This window comes from Isoptericola sp. MSGPD8_1_ISO-PGPR-S23-394, from assembly GCF_058072785.1.
Genome location: NZ_CM176517.1, coordinates 1,497,430 through 1,514,620 on the forward strand (window position 1 = coordinate 1,497,430; position 17,191 = coordinate 1,514,620).

Genomic DNA, 17,191 nt, shown 5'->3' on the forward strand with positions numbered 1-17,191 from the left:
GAGCGCGAGGAGCCCCCGCGGAGGTACGCCGAGGGACGAGGTGTGGCGGAGCGAGGCACCGCAGTGGTCACGTGACAGGGGTGCAGCGTGAGCGCGAGGAGCCCCCGCGGAGGTACGCCGAGGGACGAGGTGTGGCGGAGCGAGGCACCGCAGTGGTCACGTGACAGGGGTGCAGCGTGAGCGCGAGGAGCCCCCGCGGAGGTACGCCGAGGGACGAGGTGTGGCGGAGCGAGGTACCGCAGCGGTCACGCGACAGGTGTGCAGCGTGAGCGCGAGGAGCCCCCGCGGAGGTACGCCGAGGGACGAGGTGTGGCGGAGCGAGGTACCGCAGTGGTCACGTGAGAGGTGTGCAGCGTGAGCGCTCCGGTCTTCGTCACGGCCGACGACCTGCACGCGGTCCGGCCGGGAGACGTCTACGTCCTGAGTGGCGACGAGGGCCGCCACGCCGGTGTCGTGCAGCGCCGCGGGCCGGGCGAGACCCTCGACGTGGTCGACGGCGCGGGAACCAGGCTGCGTGGCGTCGTGACCGCCGTGGACCGCGAGGACGTGCACCTGCGGATCGAGGCGCGCGACGTCGAGCCCGCTCCCCGCGTCGTGCTCACGCTCGTGCAGGCGCTCGCGAAGGGTGACCGCGACCACCTCGCCGTCGAGGCGGCCGTCGAGGTCGGCGTGGACGCGGTCGTGCCCTGGCAGGCTGACCGGTCCGTCGTCGTCTGGCGGGGCGCGCGGGCGGCGAGGTCACGGGCGAAGTGGGAGTCCACGGTGCGCGCCGCGGTGAAGCAGGCGCGCCGCGCCTGGTCGCCTCCCGTCGCCGAGCACCTGACGAGCCGGCAGCTCGCCGCCCGGACGCGCGACGTCATCGGCGCCGGTGGCACCGTCGTCGTGCTCCACGAGGAGGCGACGACGGCGCTGGCGGACGTCGCGCTGCCCGCGCCCGTCGAGCCGGGGTCCGATGTCGTCCCCGCCGAGCTGCTGGTCGTGGTCGGGCCCGAGGGCGGGATCGGCGGCGACGAGCTCGCGTCGTTCACCGCCGCGGGCGCCGTCGCGGCCCGGCTCGGGCCGCACGTGCTGCGCACGTCGACCGCCGGACCGGTCGCGGTGGCGCTCCTGAGCGAACGTCTGGGCCGGTGGCGGTAGCGTGGAGCGTATGACGAACGTCGAGACCGAGAGCGACTGCCTCTTCTGCCGGATCGTCGCCGGGGAGCTGCCGGCCGACGTCGTGGAGTCCACGGAGCGGGTCGTGGCGTTCCGCGACATCGACCCGCAGGCGCCCGTGCACGTCCTCGTCGTGCCGCGCGAGCACCACGGGGACGTCTCCGTGCTCGCCGCGGCCGACCCGACGCTGCTCGCGGAGGTGGTCGAGGTCGCCGACACGGTCGCGCACGACCTCGCCGACGGCCAGTACCGGTTCATCTTCAACTCCGGCCCCCGGGCGGGCCAGAGCGTCTTCCACGTCCACGGCCACGTCATCGCCGGCACCCAGCTCGGATGGAGCCCCGCCTGAGCATGTCGACCTCCGCCGCTTCCGACCGCCCCGTGCGTTCGGCCACCCCTGCGGCCACGCACGCGTCGGAGCACCGCGTCGTGGTCCCCGCCCACCTGCCGATGGTCGCCCTGCTCGGCAGCCGGGACTCCGTGCTGCGCGCCGTCGAGGACGGCTTCCCGGGCGTCGACGTGCACGCGCGGGGCAACGAGATCTCCGTGCGCGGGCCCGCGGCCGAGGTCGTCATCGTCTCGCGGCTGCTCGACGAGCTCGTCGAGGTGGTGGAGTCAGGCACCCCGCTCACCCCGGACGTCGTCTCCCGCTCCGTGGCGATGCTCACCGACACCTCCGCCCAGCGTCCCTCCGAGGTGCTGACCTTCGACATCCTGTCGAGCCGGGGCCGGACGATCCGTCCCAAGACGGTCGGGCAGAAGCACTACGTGGAGGCCATCGACGCGAACACCATCACGTTCGGGATCGGCCCGGCGGGGACGGGCAAGACCTACCTGGCGATGGCCAAGGCGGTCCAGGCGCTGCAGGCCAAGCGCGTCAACCGCATCATCCTCACCCGGCCCGCGGTCGAGGCGGGGGAGAAGCTGGGCTACCTGCCCGGCTCGTTGAGCGAGAAGATCGACCCGTACCTGCGCCCGCTCTACGACGCGCTGCACGACATGGTCGACCCGGACTCGATCCCGAAGCTCATCGAGTCCTCGACCATCGAGGTCGCGCCGCTGGCCTACATGCGCGGGCGCTCGCTCAACGACTCCTTCATCATCCTCGACGAGGCGCAGAACACCTCCGCCGAGCAGATGAAGATGTTCCTCACCCGGCTCGGGTTCGGGTCCACGATGGTCATCACCGGCGACGCGACCCAGGTCGACCTGCCGGGCGGCACCGCCTCGGGGCTGCGGGTCGTCGAGGACATCCTCACCGGCGTCGACGACGTCGAGTTCTGCCGGCTGACGAGCTCCGACGTCGTGCGACACCGTCTGGTGAGCGACATCATCGACGCCTACGCGCGCTGGGACACGTCGCGCCCTGCCGGGCCCACGGACGGTCCACGGCGGGGCAGCCGCCACGAGCGAGGGGGACGCCGGTGAGCATCGAGGTCAACAACGAGTCCGGGCACGAGGTCGACGAGGCAGAGTTCGCGGCGCTGGCACGCTTCGCCCTCGACACCCTGCACGTGCACCCGTCCAGCGAGCTGTCGGTCCTGTTCGTCGACACGCCCACGATGACGGACCTGCACGTGCGGTGGATGGACGAGCCGGGGCCCACCGACGTGCTCTCCTTCCCGATGGACGAGCTGCGCCCGGGACGCGAGGGCGAGGAGACCCCGCCGGGCACGCTCGGGGACATCGTCCTGTGCCCTGACGTGGCGGTGCAGCAGGCGAAGGTCGCCGGCCACTCGACGGCCGAGGAGCTGTTGCTGCTGACCACGCACGGCATCCTGCACCTGCTGGGGTACGACCACGCCGAGCCCGAGGAGGAGAAGGAGATGTTCGCGCTGCAGCGACGGATCCTGCTCACGTTCCTCGCGGGACGGTGACGGGCACGGTGGACGCACCCGACACGGTGCTGTGGTTCGTGCTGCTCGTCGCCCTGGCCCTCTCGGCCGTGCTCAGCGCGGGGCAGACGGCGGTGCAGCGGGCGACGCGGGCCTCCCTCGCGGACGCGCTCGCCGAGGCGCTCGCGGGCGACGACGACGGCGACCCGGCCGGTCCGGCCAGCGCCGGCCGCGTGCGGCGCATCCGCCGGGCCCAGCAGCTCCTCGCCGACCCTGCGGTGCCCGTCTCGCTGTCCCTCGTGCGGGTCTTCGCGGAGTCGGTCACGATCGGTGCGCTGGCCATCCTGCTCGCCGACTGGTTCGACGGCTGGTGGGAGGCGTTGCTGGGCGTCGCCGTGGTGGGGCTCGTGGCCGGCGTCCTGCTCCTGCGGTTCAGCCCGCGCACCTGGGCCCACCACCACCCGGCGCGCGCCCTGGTCGCGCTGGCCGGGCCCCTCGGTGCGGTGCACCGTGCCGTGAGCTGGGTGCCGCGGCGCCGCGCCCCGGGCGAGGCGGCACCGCCGGAGGGCGACGAGCTGCGCGACATGGCCGACCGGGTCCGCGAGAACGAAGCGATCGAGGAGCCGGAGCGCGAGCTGCTCCGGTCCGCCCTGGAGCTCGGCGGCACGCTGGCGCGCGAGGTGATGGTCCCGCGCCCGGACATGGTGACGGCGCCGGCGCACACCCCGCTGCGCAAGGCGATGCGGCTGTTCCTGCGCTCGGGCTTCTCCCGCGTGCCGGTCGTGGGACGCACGGTGGACGACCTGGTCGGCGTCGTCTACCTCAAGGACGTGGCCCGGCTCCTCGACGCGGACCCGTCCGCGGAGGACAGGCCCGTCATCGACCACGTCCGTGCACCGGTGTTCGTCCCCGAGTCGAAGCCGGCCGACGACCTCCTGCGCGACATGCAGGCCCGCCGCTCGCACATCGCGATCGTGGTGGACGAGTACGGGGGAGTGGCGGGCCTCGTGACGGTCGAGGACATCATCGAGGAGCTGGTGGGTGAGCTGACCGACGAGCACGACACGGCTCCGGAGCCCATGCCGGAGGACCTCGGCGACGGTGTGTGGCGGGTCCCCGCGCGGCTGCCGGTCGACGAGCTGGGCGAGCTGTTCGACCTGCGCCTGGACGACGACGACGTGGACACGGCGGGCGGCCTGCTCGCCAAGCACCTGGGCAAGGTCCCGCTGACCGGCGCCCGAGCCGACGTCGGCCCGCTGCGCCTCGAGGCCGAACGGGTCGAGGGGCGTCGCAAGCAGCTCGCCAGCATCCTGGTCCGCAGGAGTGCACCCGAAGCAGCGGACGACGCCGTCGTGCCGCACGATCAGAAGGACGTTTCCGCATGACGCACGACGAGATCCCGCACCGCTCCGGCTTCGCCTGCCTGGTGGGCCGGCCGAACGTCGGCAAGTCGACCCTGACCAACGCCCTCGTGGGGGAGAAGGTCGCGATCATGTCGGCGCGGCCGCAGACGACGCGGCACACCATCCGGGGGATCGTGCACCGCGACGACGCGCAGCTCGTGCTGGTCGACACGCCGGGTCTGCACCGCCCCCGCACCCTGCTGGGCGAGCGGCTCAACACCCTCGTCCAGGACACCCTCAGCGAGGTCGACGTGGTGGCGTTCTGCCTGCCGGCCGACCAGAAGATCGGGCCGGGCGACAAGTACATCGCGAGCAAGCTCGCACCCCTGATGCAGGGGCGCCGGCCGGTTCCGGTGGTGGCCGTGGTCACCAAGTCCGACCTGGTCGACCGGGGACGGCTCGCCGAGCACCTGGTGGCGGTCGACCGGCTGGCGACGTCGATGGACCTCGACTGGTCCGCGATCGTGCCGGTGTCGGCCAAGGGCGGCTTCCAGGTCGACGAGCTGACCGACGTGCTCGCGGCCCACCTGCCGGAAGGCCCCGACCTGTACCCGGGGGGCGAGCTCACCGACGAGCCCGAGGAGACGATGATCGCCGAGCTCGTGCGCGAGGCCGCGCTCGAGGGCGTGCGCGACGAGCTGCCGCACTCCCTGGCAGTCTCGGTCGAGGAGATCGTCCCGCGGGAGGGCACCGGTCACGACGGTGACGACGACGTCCCGGCCGTGGCCCCGTTGCTGGACGTGCGGGTCACGCTGTTCGTGGAGCGCGAGAGCCAGAAGGGCATCATCATCGGTCGTGGTGGGTCCCGGTTGCGGGAGGTCGGCACGACGGCGCGCGAGGGCATCGAGAAGCTCCTCGGGACGCGCATCTACCTCGACCTGCACGTCAAGGTCGCCAAGGACTGGCAGCGCGACCCGAAGCAGCTGCAGCGGCTCGGGTTCTGAGCCGCGCCGGAACCTCCCCGGAGGGCTCCGGCGAGTAGCATCCGGTGGGTGGTGTTCCGGACGATCGCGACGAGTGCGGCGCTGCTGGTCGGGCTGGCCGTGGTGGGCGCGGTCGCCGGCCCGCAGTGGGACCCGCGACCCGTCACCGAGCACGTGGTGCCGACGACCCCCGACACGCGGATCGGGGGCGTCGACCCCGCCGCCGTCGCCTCCGGGGATTTCGGGGCCGTCGGCGACCACGAGGTCCGCACGGAGCCGGTGACGATCGAGCTGGACGGTGCCACCGTGGGCGGGCTCCTGCGGCGACCGGTGCAGGCCGACGGCAGCCTGCTGTCGGACCGTCCGGGCGTGGTGTTCGTCCACGGCGCCGGGACCGGCCGCGCCGTGCAAGCCTTCGCCGACACGGCAGACGACCTGGCCAGCGCGGGCATCGTCACCCTGGTGCCGGACAAGCGTCTCGACACGTACTCGTTGCGCGACCGCGACTACGAGGCGATGGCGCGCGACTACGACCGGTCGGTCGAGCTGCTGCGCGGCGTCGACGGCGTCGACCCGACCCGGGTCGGCGTCTACGGCGAGTCGGAGGGCGCCTGGATCGTCCCGATCCTGCAGGCGGACGACCCGTCCATCGCCTTCACCGTCCTCGCCTCGGCGCCCGTGGTCCCCCCGCGGGAGCAGGCGGCCTACGCCGTCGACAACTACCTGCGCCACACGGGGGTCCCCGACCAGGTGTTCCGCGCGATCCCGCGGGCCGTGGGCATGCAGTTCCCAGGTGGCGGCTTCGGGTACGCCGACTTCGACGTGCGGCCCTGGCTCGTCCGCCAGACGGCGCCGGTGCTGGTCGTCTACGGCACCGCGGACGCCTCGATGCCGCTCGAGCAGGGCGCGCGGCTGATCCTCGCCGACACCGCGGCCGGGCCCGGTGACGCTCCGGTGACCGTGCGCTACTACGAGGGTGCGGACCACGGGCTGCGGGTGCGGGACGGCACGGACCACCACCCGCTGCACCCCGACGTCGTCCCGGACCTCGCGGCCTGGGTGCAGGGCCAGCCCGGCACGGCCGACGCGGCTCCGCAGGTCGCCGGCGCGACACCGGAGCAGCTGTACCTGGCCGCGCCGGTGCCGCAGCCGCGCTGGTGGGGCAACGGCGACGTCGTCGTGGCGGCCGTGCTGGGAGGTGCCGGCCTGATCGTGCTCGCCCTCGTCTCGTGGGGGCTGGTCGCCGTGCTGCGGCGCGTGCGGCGCCTCGCCCGGCCGCACCCCCACGGTTCGGCCGACGACTTCGCGCCGGGCGTCGGGGGCGCCCTGGTGGTGCTCGGCGTCGGCTCTGTCGCCACGACGGGCGCGCTGGCCGTGTACCTGCTGCTCGTCGCCCGGCTCGCCTTCGACTACCAGCGCAACGACCTGGTCGTCCAGGGCGGCTGGATCACGGTCCGCCTGCTAGGGGTCGTGACGGCGGTCGCCGCCGCGGTGCTGCTGCAGCGGGTGGCTGACGTACGCTCGACCCGGCGTCCCGCCGGCTCCGTGGGCGTGGCGCGCTGGGTGCCGGCACGCGTCGTGCTGTGGTGCGTCGTGGCGGGCTCGGCGTCGCTGCTGCTCACCCTGGCCTACTGGGGCGTCTACCAGCTCGGGATCTGACGCGCCCGGGGGCCCGACCTGACGCGAGGGGCCCGCGTCGGGTAGAAACGACCCGACCGATATTTCTCGGTCGTCCACTCATTGCAGGGAGCAAGAACCCATGTCCGACGTCGTCCACCCTCGGTCACCGTTCGCGGACGTCCCGACGCGCGACGTCGTGCGTGACATCGTCGCCGTCGTCGCCCTCCTGCTGGCGCTGCCGCTGCCCTGGAACGAGGTGCGCCGCGGGAGCGACCTGCTCTGGGTGGTGCTCACCACGGTGGTCGCCGTCCTCGCGATCGTGGCGCCGTACGCCCGCCGGGCAGGGATCGTCCCGGACGGGTGGGCGCAGGTCGCCGCTCCGCGTGCCCGGCTGGTGGGGCTCGCGCCCTACGCCCTGGTGGTGCTCCTGCACCTGGTGCTCGACGTGCTGTCGGTCGGCACTCCGGGTGTCGGAGCAGGCCTCGCCCTGGGGCTGGCGGGAGCCGTCCTGGCCGCCTCGCTGCCCACGACGCGCGGGCTGGTCGTGTCCGCCGCGGTCGTCGCCGTGGCCGCCGTGGCCACCCCGTTGACGACCGCCGTCGCGGGGCGGCCGTGGCCCCTCGTCGTGGGGGCGGTCCTGGCCGCTCTGCTCGTGCTCGCCGTCCTGTGGCTGACCGTCCGGGCCTTCCTGCAGGGGGACGACGCCGCCGGTGTCGTCCTGGTCGCCGTCGGCGCCGCGGTCGCCCTGGAGCTGGCGCTGCTGGGCGGAAGCTCGCAGTACGCCTGGGTCGAGTCCGTGCACGGGGACCGGTACGGCCTGCTGCTGCTGCCCGTCGTCGCCGCCTTCGCGGTGCCGTCGGTGTTCGGGCGTCTCCGGGCGTCCGTGGGTGAGCCGGTCGAGTCCGCCGCGGCCCGGTGGGTCCGGGTGGCCGTGCGTGCCCTGGACCTGATGATCGTCGTGGGGACGTTCGTCACGCTCGTGGCGGTCGTCCGTCTCGTCGCCGCGGCGGCGACCGACGTCCCCGGCTTCGGCTTCGGCGTGGAGCCGGTCCTGCGGCTCGTCGTGGGGGTCCTCGTGGTCGTCGTGGCGTTCCTGGCACGGCGTGCCCTGCTGCGCGACGCGCGCACGGCGCACGCCACCGCCGTCGGGGCCGCCTGCGTCGTGGTGGTGCTCGGGCTCGTCATCCTCGTGGCGCGGGCCGGCGTCGGGACGCGGAGCCACGTCGAGGAGCTGCTGCTCGCCCTGGCCCTGCCGGCCGTGGTGCTCGGTGCGCTGCTCCTCCCGCCGTCCGTCCGTGCGTTCGTCGATGCCGAACCGGCTGGCGAGGACGGGACGGGCTGGTCGCCCACCGGCGCGCCGGCCGGTGACGAGCGGCCCGCCACGGACGTGCGGTCAGCGGGTGCGACGTCCGCCGAGGTGCCGCTCGGGCACGTCGCGCCGCAGCAGCCCGCCGCGCAGGAGCCCGCCGCGCAGGAGCCCGCCGCCCAGCAGCGCAGCCCGCGCGCGTCCGCGACGCAGGACACGGCCGTTCAGGCGCCGGTCCCGGCGCGGGCCGGCGAGGCGGGTTCGCGGTGGCGGGGGACGTGGGCCGCCGGCACCGACGCGACCCAGCAGATGGCGCCCGTCGACACGGGCGCGCAGCCGCAGGTGGCCGCGCAGCCCCAGCCGGCGTCGCAGCCCCCGAGCCAGACCCAGGTGATGCCTCCGGTGGCGGACGTCCCGGGTGCGCGATGGACTCCCGAGCAGGCGCTCGATCCCACGACGCCGCTGGCGGACCTCGCCCAGATCGTCCAGGAGGCGCCGCACCTGCGCCCGCACGTTGCCGCCAACCCCTCGACGTACCCGGCCCTGCTGGACTGGCTGGGAGCGCTGGGCGACCCGGCGGTGGACGCGGCGCTGCGCACCCGCCGGTGACGGCGGACGCCAGGGTGACATGGGCCACGCACGGTGTACGGTGTGACTGTGCAGCACGTGGTGAGCCTCCTCCTTCCGTGCCGCGGCGGGGCCAACTGACAGGCCGGACCCTCGCCGCGGTGGTTCGTGGTGCGCCGGCCGATACTGAGCCCCCCACCGAAGGACACCCCTGATGCAGACCGCCGGAACCACCGGGATCTCCGCCGCCAACCCGCAGCGCCCCTCCGGGATGCCGTACCACCGCTACGTACCGTTCCACGAGCAGATCGCCGTCGACCTGCCGGACCGCACGTGGCCCGACCGCCGGATCGAGAAGGCACCGCGCTGGTGCGCGGTCGACCTGCGGGACGGCAACCAGGCACTCATCGAGCCGATGGATGCCGAGCGCAAGCTGCGCATGTTCGAGTTGCTGGTCCAGATGGGCTACAAGGAGATCGAGGTCGGCTTCCCGTCCGCCTCGCAGACGGACTTCGACTTCGTCCGTACCCTCGTCGAGTCGGGCCGGATCCCCGACGACGTCGTGATCCAGGTGCTGACGCAGTGCCGCGACCACCTCATCGAGCGGACCTACGACGCCATCCGCGGTGCCAAGCAGGCGATCGTGCACATCTACAACTCGACGTCGATCCTCCAGCGCGAGGTCGTCTTCCGCTCCGACATGGACGGTATCGTGGACATCGCCCTGCAGGGCGCGCGCCTGTGCCGCAAGCTCGAGGAGACGGTCCCGGAGACCACCGTCTACTACGAGTACTCCCCGGAGTCCTACACGGGCACCGAGCTGGAGTTCGCGGCACGGATCTGCAACGAGGTCCTCGACGTGCTGGAGCCGACGGCGTCGCGCCCGGTGATCGTCAACCTGCCGGCGACGGTGGAGATGGCGACGCCCAACGTGTACGCCGACTCGATCGAGTGGATGAGCCGGAACCTGCGGTACCGCGAGAACGTCGTGCTGTCGCTGCACCCGCACAACGACCGCGGCACGGCCGTGGCCGCCGCCGAGCTGGGCTACCAGGCCGGCGCGGACCGCATCGAGGGCTGCCTGTTCGGCAACGGTGAGCGCACGGGCAACGTCGACCTGGTCACGCTCGGCATGAACCTGTTCGGCCAGGGCATCGACCCGCAGATCGACTTCACGGTGGGCGGCGGCATCGACGCGATCCGCCGGACGGTGGAGTACTGCAACCAGCTCCCGGTGCACGAGCGGCACCCGTATGTGGGCGACCTGGTCTTCACGGCGTTCTCGGGGTCGCACCAGGACGCGATCAACAAGGGCTTCGACCACATGGCGGCCCGTGCGGAGGCGGAGGGCAAGCCGGTCGACGACCTGACCTGGGGCGTGCCGTACCTGCCGATCGACCCGAAGGACCTGGGCCGTTCGTACGAGGCGGTCATCCGCGTCAACAGTCAGTCCGGCAAGGGCGGCGTGGCCTACCTGCTCAAGACGGAGCATCACCTGGAGCTGCCGCGCCGGCTCCAGATCGAGTTCTCGTCCGCTGTCCAGCGGCACACCGACACCGGCGGCAAGGAGGTCACCGGGGAGGACATCTGGCGGATCTTCTCGGACGAGTACCTGCCGGTGGATGCCGACTCCGGTCTGGAGCCGTGGGGGCGCCTGCGCCTGCGTCGCACGCGGACGTCGTCCGGCGAGGACGGTGCGACGCGGCTCGAGGTGGACGTCGTCGACCGCGGCGAGGAGCACACGCTGACCGGGACCGGCAACGGGCCGCTCGCCGCGTTCGTCGACGCCATCTGCCACGTCGGTCTGGACGTGCAGGTCCTGGACTACGCCGAGCACGCGCTGTCCGAGGGTGGGGACGCCTCGGCGGCCGCCTACGTCGAGTGCGCCGTGGGCGACGACGTCCTGTGGGGTGTGGGCATCGACTCGTCGATCACCACCTCCTCGCTGAAGGCCGTCGTCTCCGCCGTGAACCGCGCCGAGCGCCGCTGACGACCGAGCGGTCGGGACGGCGGCGCGCGGCGTCGTCGTCCCGACCGTCGTGTCCGCCGCACCTGGGACAATGGGACCGTGCCCCTGTACCGAGACGACGCGATCGTGCTGCGCACCCACAAGCTGGGCGAGGCCGACCGCATCATCACGTTCCTGACGCGTGAGCACGGCAAGGTCCGGGCCGTCGGCCGGGGGGTGCGCCGGACGTCGTCGCGGTTCGGGGCGCGCCTCGAACCGTTCATGGCCGTGGACGTCCAGCTCCACACAGGGCGCAACCTCGACTCGGTCACCCAGGTGGAGACGATCGGGGCCTACGCGAGCCCTCTCAGCGCGGACTACGGGCTGTACACGGCCGGTGCCGCGATGCTGGAGGCCGCCGACCGGCTCGTGGCCGCCGAGCACGAGCCCGCGGTCCAGCAGTACTGGCTCCTCGCCGGCGCCCTGCGGGCGCTCGCGACCCGTGCCCACGCCCCGGGGCTCGTGCTGGACTCGTACCTGTTGCGGGCGCTGTCGGTGGCGGGCTGGGCGCCGTCGTTCTCCGACTGTGCCCGGTGCGGCGAGCCCGGGCCGCACCATGCCTTCGCCGTCGCCCAGGGTGGCGCGGTGTGCACCCGTTGCCGTCCGCCGGGATCTCCGGCGCCGGCGCCGGAGACGTTCGTGCTCCTGGCCGCGCTGCTGGGCGGCGACTGGGACGTCGCCGACGCCGCGGATCCACGGCACCGTTCCGAGGCGGCCGGGCTGGTGGCCGCGTACTCGCAGTTCTACCTCGAGCGCACCCTGCGCTCGCTGCGCATGATCGAGAGAGAGGCCTGATGCCCCGCGCCCCGCAGTCGTACGCCGAGCCGTACCCGCACCCTTCCGGCGCCACGCCGCCGGCGATCCCCGCCGAGTTCGTGCCGAACCACGTCGCCGTGGTGATGGACGGCAACGGACGCTGGGCGAACGCGCGCGGTCTGCCGCGGGTCGAGGGGCACAAGGAGGGGGAGAAGTCGCTGCTCGACGTCGTCGCGGGCGCGGTGCAGATCGGCGTCAAGCACATCTCGGCGTACGCGTTCAGCACCGAGAACTGGAAACGGTCGCCCGACGAGGTGCGCTTCCTGATGAACTTCAACCGGGACGTCATCCGGCGGCGGCGGGACGAGATGTCGTCGTGGGGCGTGCGGATCCGGTGGGCCGGGCGGCGGCCCAGGCTGTGGGGCTCGGTCATCAAGGAGCTGCAGGTCGCGGAGGAGATGACCAAGGACAACGACCGGTGCACGCTGACGATGTGCGTCAACTACGGCGGGCGGGCGGAGATCGCGGACGCCGCGGCGGCGATCGCCCGCGACGCGGCGGCGGGGAAGGTCAACCCGGCGCGGGTGACCGAGAAGACCGTGCAGCGCTATCTCGACGAACCGGACCTGCCGGACGTCGACCTGTTCCTGCGGTCCTCGGGCGAGCAGCGCACGAGCAACTTCATGATCTGGCAGGCGGCGTACGCCGAGCTGGTGTTCCTGCCCGAACCGTGGCCCGACGTCGACCGCCGGCACCTGTGGCGCGCGGTGGAGGAGTACGCCCGTCGCGACCGCCGCTACGGCGGCGCCGTCGACGTCGCGACCTCGTAGTGCCGAACAGGAGGTTGGGCCCGCTTTCCCTCGGGAATGCGGGCCCAACCTCCTGTTCGGCACTCGGCGGGGTGGGTCAGCCGTAGATCTCCGCGAGCTGGTCGACGATGGCGGGGACGCCGTCGGCCCAGTCGTACGAGAGCGCGGTGGGCGGCGACACCGACGACACGGCGACGTTGCCGACGACCTTGACGACGTCGCCCGCGGCGACGGCGGGGATCGCCTGCAGCTCGTCGCTCTCGCCGAACGTCTCGGCCTCCTCCTCGGTGTAGGTGTACGCGATGAGGAAGTCGGAGTCGAGCTTGTCGAGCTCCTCGTAGGACAGCGTGTAGAAGAACCCGCCGTCGGAGGTGTCGAGCTCGGCCACGGAAGGGGCGGACACGATACCGAGGTTCTCCAGGATGGCCACGCGCGGGTCGGCCGGGGTGTAAACGTACGCCAGGCCCTCGGACGGCGAGTCGACGATCGCCGCGAAGGTCTTGCCCTCCGCCTCGGGGTGCTCGGCGGCCAGGTCGGCGAGGTAGGTGTCGATGTCCGCCAGGACCTGCTCGCCGGCCTCGGAACGGCCGAGCGCCTCCGCGGTGAGGGTGATGATGTCGTCCCAGGGGGTGACCCAGGGCGACTCCGGGTAGGCCACGACGGGGGCGATGTCCGAGAGCACGTCGTACTGCTCCTGCGTCAGGCCCGAGTAGGGCGCGAGGATGAGGTCCGGGTCGGCCTCGACGAACTCCTCGTAGGGGACGCTGGCGCCGCCCTCGGCGTCGGTGAAGATGACGGGGTGCTCGACGCCGCGGGCGTCGTACTCCTCCTCGACCCACGGAAGCAGCGCCTGCTCGCCGACGGTGAAGACCTGCTCGGCCACACCGACCGGCTCGATGCCGACGGCGAGGGCGGCCTCGGTGGAGCCCCAGCCCCAGGTGGCCACGCGCTCCGGTGCGGACTCGACGACCGTCTCGCCGAGCGCGTGCGTGATGGTGATCGGGAACTCGTCGGTGGCCCCGCCGTCACCTTCCGCGGCCGCGGTCTGCTCGCCGCCACCGGACTCCGGGTCGGTCTCGGACGAGCAGGCCGCCAGGGCGAGCGTGCCGACGGCGACGAGGCCGACGGCGGTGGTCAGGGAACGGCGAGGGCGCACGGGTACTCCTTGGTGTGCTCGCGACGGGTCGCGAGGTACGGCTGTTGAGGAAAGGCTAACCTCACCAAGTCACGACGTGAAACCCTTCGTCCCACCTCGTGAGCAATCCGTGATGTGAGGTCACTCACGCGGCTCCGCCGAGCCGTCCGGTGCCGGGGTCCCGTCGGCCCGGTGGTGACGACCGACCGGCACGATCATCGGGGTCCCCGACACCGGGTCGGGCACCACCCGGGCGTCGAGCCCGAAGGCCTCCAGGACGGTGGCCTCGTCCAGGACGTCGCCGGGTGCCCCCTGGGCCACGACCCGGCCCGCCGACATGACCACCAGGTGGTCCGCGTACCGGGCGGCGAGGTTGAGCTCGTGCAGGACCATGACGACGGTGGTGCCGCGATCCCGGTTGAGGTCGTGCAGCAGGTCGAGCAGCTCGACCTGGTGCGTGACGTCGAGGAACGTGGTCGGTTCGTCCAGCAGCACGACGTCCGTCTGCTGGGCGAGCACCATCGCGATCCAGACCCGTTGGCGTTGCCCGCCTGACAGCTCCGCCACGGGTCGGTCGGCGAGGTCGGCAACCCCGGTGGCCTCGAGCGAGCGCATGACCACGTCGTCGTCGTCGCTGCTGTGCCGCCCGAACCAGCCCTGGTGGGGGTAGCGGCCGCGACCGACCAGCTCCGCCACCCGCACCCCGTCCGGCGCGACGGACGACTGGGGAAGCACTCCCACCAGCCGGGCGAGCTCCTTGCGCGCCAGGCCCGTCACGTCCTGGTCGCCGAGCGTGATCCGACCCGCGGTGAGCGGGTGGAGGCGGGCGAGCCCGCGCAGCAGCGTGGACTTGCCGCAGGCGTTCGGCCCGACGACGGCGGTGACCCGGCCTGCGGGCAGGGTGAGGTCCAGCCCCTCGATGACCGGGCGGCCGTCGTAGCCGATCGCCACGCCGTGCGCGGTGAGGTCTCCGGCGCCCGCGGTGCCGGCGGACCCCTCGGTGCACGACGAGCGGGTGGCGCGGGTGTCGATCATGCGCGGGTCCTCTTCTCGTGGGTGGCGAGCAGCCACAGCAGGTAGGGGGCTCCGACCAAGCCGGTGACGATGCCGGTCGGGGCGGCCACGCCGAGCAGGCCGTGCTGGGCCACGATGTCGGCGGCCAGCACCAGCGTGGCACCCGTGGCGACGGAGACGGGCAGCGCCGGTCCGCCGTCGTCGATCAGCCGGCGGGCGATCGCCGGCGCGACGAGCGCGACGAACGCGAGGGGGCCCACCGTCGCCGTCGCCAGCGCGACGAGCGCGACGGCGACGAGGAGCGTGGTGACCCGGGCGGCGTCCGTCGCGACGCCGAGGCCCCGGGCGTGGTCGTCGCCGAGGGCCAACGGCCCCTGCCAGCGCGCGACGGCGGCCACGGCCACGGCGAGCACGGCCAGCCCGACGGCGAGCACCGCCAGCTCCGGGCCGCGCACGTCCGCGACGCTGCCGACGGTCCAGACCAGGGCGGTGGCGGCGTCGCGCTGGTCGGCGGTCGCGAGCATCCAGGCGAGGAACGAGGCCGCGAGGTAGGCGAAGCCGACGCCGACGAGGACGAACCGGATGGAGTGCAGGCCCTGGCGCCAGGCGAAGAACCAGATCAGCACGGCGATGGTCGCGGCACCGACGAACGCCCCGACCGAGACCGCCCAGCCCGACAGGCCGAGCCCGAGGATGACGGTCACGGCGCCGACGGAGGCGCCGCTGGCGATGCCGAGGATGTCCGGGCTGGCCAGCGGGTTGCGCAGCGTCGACTGGAAGAGGGCGCCGGCCAGCCCGAAGGCGGCGCCCGCGAGCAGCGCCGTGGCGATCCGGGGCAGCCGCAGGCGTTGGACGACGAACAGGTCGCCGTCGTCGCCGATGCCGAACAGTGCCAGGACCGCCCGTCCCGGGGGCAGCGAGGCGGCTCCGAGCGTGAGGCCCAGGGTCGCGAGGACGACGACGAGGACGGCCAGCGAGCCGAGCACGACGGCGAGGCGGCGGGTACGGCGGGACCGGAGGGCGGTGACCGGTGTCGCGGACGTCATCTCACACCCCCGCGACCTTCTTGCCGCGGGCGACCGCGACCAGGACGGGCGCGCCGATCGCCGCCGCCACGACCCCGGCCTCCAGCTCGGAGCCGGGCAGGACGAGCCGGCCGATCACGTCGGCCCCCAGCAACATCACGGGCCCGAGGAGCGCGGACAGCGCCAGGACCCAGCGGTAGTCCGTGCCGACCAGGCGGCGGGCGGCGTGCGGGACCGCGAGCCCGACCAGCGCGATGGGCCCGGCCAGCGCGGTGGCGGCGCCGGCCAGGAGCACGATGGCCAGGCCGGCCAGCGCGCGGGTCACGCCGACCTGCTGGCCGAGGCCGCGGGCGACGTCGTCGCCGAGGGCGAGCATGTTGAGCCGGTGCGCCAGCCCGGCGGCCACGACGGCGCCGACGGCGATGAACGGCAGCACGACGACGAGCGTCTCGAGGCCGCGGCCGGTGAGCGAGCCCACGGCCCAGAACCGGTAGAGGTTGAAGGCCTGCTGGTCGCGCAGCAGCACGAGCGTGATGAGCGGGGTGATGAGCGCGGTGACCGTCGCCCCGACCAGCGCGAGCTTGACCGGCTGCCCCGCCCCGATGGAGAACACGAGCGCCGCGGCGGCGGCGGCGCCGAGGAACGCGAACCACACGAACTGCGACGGTGCGGACAGTCCGAGGAGCCAGACGGCGCAGACGACGGCGAGCGACGCCCCGGAGTTGAGACCGAGCAGGCCGGGATCCGCGATCGGGTTGCGGGTGACACCCTGGATGACGGCTCCGGCGACGCCGAGGGCGAGCCCGGCGCAGATCCCGACGAGGGCCCGCGGCACGCGCTGGCCCGCGACCACCTGGTGGTCGACGTTCCCGGCGACCGGCGCGGTCAGGGCCTCCCACACGACGGCCGGCGAGACGTCACGTACCCCGAGCACGAGGCTCGCGACGACGACGAGTGCGAGTGCGGCGAGGGCGACGACGCAGGCGGCGATCCGCCGTCGGGTCCGGTGTGCCACCTGACGGGCCGCGTCCGAGGACGTGACCTGAGGCGAGGTAAGCATTGCCTAAGTCTTCCACAGTCCCCGGGGTGCTCCCGCCCGCCGGCGGGCCAGCAGCCACACCACGCCGCCGACGGCGAGCGCGCCGGCCGCTGCGAGCGCGGCGGGGTGCAGCAGGAACAGCAGGATCGCCGCGTAGACCACGGCGGTGCCGACCGTGGTCCACACCGCCGCCCAGATCAGGCAGCCGAAGAACAGCGCGACGAGGTAGCGGCCGAACGGCATCCGCAGGTAGCCGGCGGCGAGGTTGACGACGGTTTGCACCCCGACGGTGAGGAAGGACACGGTGACGGCAGGCGGTCCCCACCGGTGGATCCGGTCGATCACCTGGACCGCGCGGGGCGAGGTGAGCAGGAGCGCCACCCGGGTGCCACCCATCCCGCGCGCGACGCCACGGCCGAGCCAGTACGTCGCCTGGGCCCGGGCCATGACGATGCAGAACGCCGCGACGTAGACCGCCCAGTACGGGAAGCCCTCGAGCGTGAACACGCCGTGCCGGCCGTCGTCGCCGGCAGCTGCGGTCGCGAGCGCAGCGGCGGGCACGGTGGTGGCGAGCGTCATGCGCCCATCATGCCCTG

At 73.4% G+C, this 17,191-nt stretch carries 16 protein-coding genes; 11 read left to right on the plus strand and 5 right to left on the minus strand.

The features are described 5' to 3' along the window. The first annotated feature begins 354 nt into the window (after positions 1-354). The 11 genes from AC3RJ8_RS06620 (at position 355) to AC3RJ8_RS06670 (ending at position 12,403) form a co-directional block, all read left to right on the plus strand. Complete coding sequence (locus AC3RJ8_RS06620; protein WP_489715119.1) at positions 355-1,137, plus strand: 16S rRNA (uracil(1498)-N(3))-methyltransferase; 783 nt, start codon at positions 355-357, stop codon at positions 1,135-1,137. A 10-nt stretch (positions 1,138-1,147) separates the two neighbouring features. Beyond that, positions 1,148-1,504: an HIT domain-containing protein gene (locus AC3RJ8_RS06625; RefSeq protein WP_407317364.1), complete on the plus strand. Its 357-nt coding sequence runs from the start codon at positions 1,148-1,150 to the stop codon at positions 1,502-1,504. A 2-nt stretch (positions 1,505-1,506) separates the two neighbouring features. Further along, a complete protein-coding gene (locus tag AC3RJ8_RS06630; protein ID WP_489715120.1) occupies positions 1,507-2,583 on the plus strand; it encodes a PhoH family protein in 1,077 nt (358 codons plus the stop codon). After that, positions 2,580-3,032, plus strand: a complete 453-nt coding sequence (ybeY, locus tag AC3RJ8_RS06635; RefSeq protein ID WP_489715121.1) for an rRNA maturation RNase YbeY — start codon at positions 2,580-2,582, stop codon at positions 3,030-3,032. The genes AC3RJ8_RS06630 and ybeY overlap by 4 nt, the downstream gene beginning before the upstream one ends. Before the next feature lie 8 nt (positions 3,033-3,040). Continuing rightward, positions 3,041-4,375 carry a hemolysin family protein gene (locus AC3RJ8_RS06640; protein WP_489715122.1) on the plus strand — a complete coding sequence of 445 codons (1,335 nt, stop codon included), beginning with the start codon at positions 3,041-3,043 and terminating at the stop codon, positions 4,373-4,375. Then, positions 4,372-5,337 (plus strand): GTPase Era, encoded by a 966-nt coding sequence (gene era, locus AC3RJ8_RS06645; RefSeq protein ID WP_489715123.1) that lies wholly within the window; start codon positions 4,372-4,374, stop codon positions 5,335-5,337. Before AC3RJ8_RS06640 ends, era begins: the two co-directional genes overlap by 4 nt. A gap of 48 nt (positions 5,338-5,385) precedes the next feature. Then, positions 5,386-6,975 (plus strand): alpha/beta hydrolase family protein, encoded by a 1,590-nt coding sequence (locus AC3RJ8_RS06650; RefSeq protein ID WP_489715124.1) that lies wholly within the window; start codon positions 5,386-5,388, stop codon positions 6,973-6,975. Positions 6,976-7,075: 100 nt separating this feature from the next. After that, positions 7,076-8,851 carry a DUF7937 domain-containing protein gene (locus tag AC3RJ8_RS06655; RefSeq protein ID WP_489715125.1) on the plus strand — a complete coding sequence of 592 codons (1,776 nt, stop codon included), beginning with the start codon at positions 7,076-7,078 and terminating at the stop codon, positions 8,849-8,851. A gap of 172 nt (positions 8,852-9,023) precedes the next feature. Beyond that, the gene (gene leuA, locus AC3RJ8_RS06660) at positions 9,024-10,799 is read left to right on the plus strand and encodes a 2-isopropylmalate synthase (RefSeq protein WP_489715126.1); all 1,776 of its coding nucleotides are present in this window, start codon (positions 9,024-9,026) and stop codon (positions 10,797-10,799) included. Positions 10,800-10,877: 78 nt separating this feature from the next. Continuing rightward, complete coding sequence (gene recO / locus AC3RJ8_RS06665; RefSeq protein WP_489715127.1) at positions 10,878-11,612, plus strand: DNA repair protein RecO; 735 nt, start codon at positions 10,878-10,880, stop codon at positions 11,610-11,612. Beyond that, positions 11,612-12,403, plus strand: coding sequence for an isoprenyl transferase (locus tag AC3RJ8_RS06670; protein ID WP_489715128.1), 792 nt, complete (start codon positions 11,612-11,614; stop codon positions 12,401-12,403). The genes recO and AC3RJ8_RS06670 overlap by 1 nt, the downstream gene beginning before the upstream one ends. 76 nt (positions 12,404-12,479) lie before the next feature. On the opposite strand, the gene AC3RJ8_RS06675 is transcribed toward AC3RJ8_RS06670, so the two are convergent. The 5 genes from AC3RJ8_RS06675 to AC3RJ8_RS06695 form a co-directional block, all read right to left on the minus strand. Then, positions 12,480-13,538 carry an iron-siderophore ABC transporter substrate-binding protein gene (locus AC3RJ8_RS06675; protein ID WP_489715129.1) on the minus strand — a complete coding sequence of 353 codons (1,059 nt, stop codon included), beginning with the start codon at positions 13,536-13,538 and terminating at the stop codon, positions 12,480-12,482. 120 nt (positions 13,539-13,658) lie between these two features. Beyond that, positions 13,659-14,552: an ABC transporter ATP-binding protein gene (locus AC3RJ8_RS06680; protein WP_489715130.1), complete on the minus strand. Its 894-nt coding sequence runs from the start codon at positions 14,550-14,552 to the stop codon at positions 13,659-13,661. Then, a complete protein-coding gene (locus AC3RJ8_RS06685) occupies positions 14,549-15,577 on the minus strand; it encodes a FecCD family ABC transporter permease (protein WP_489715131.1) in 1,029 nt (342 codons plus the stop codon). Before AC3RJ8_RS06685 ends, AC3RJ8_RS06680 begins: the two co-directional genes overlap by 4 nt. A 1-nt stretch (position 15,578) precedes the next feature. Further along, positions 15,579-16,616: a FecCD family ABC transporter permease gene (locus tag AC3RJ8_RS06690; RefSeq protein WP_489715132.1), complete on the minus strand. Its 1,038-nt coding sequence runs from the start codon at positions 16,614-16,616 to the stop codon at positions 15,579-15,581. A 3-nt stretch (positions 16,617-16,619) separates the two neighbouring features. After that, the gene (locus AC3RJ8_RS06695) at positions 16,620-17,174 is read right to left on the minus strand and encodes a DedA family protein (RefSeq protein WP_489715133.1); all 555 of its coding nucleotides are present in this window, start codon (positions 17,172-17,174) and stop codon (positions 16,620-16,622) included. Between the last annotated feature and the right edge of the window lie 17 nt (positions 17,175-17,191).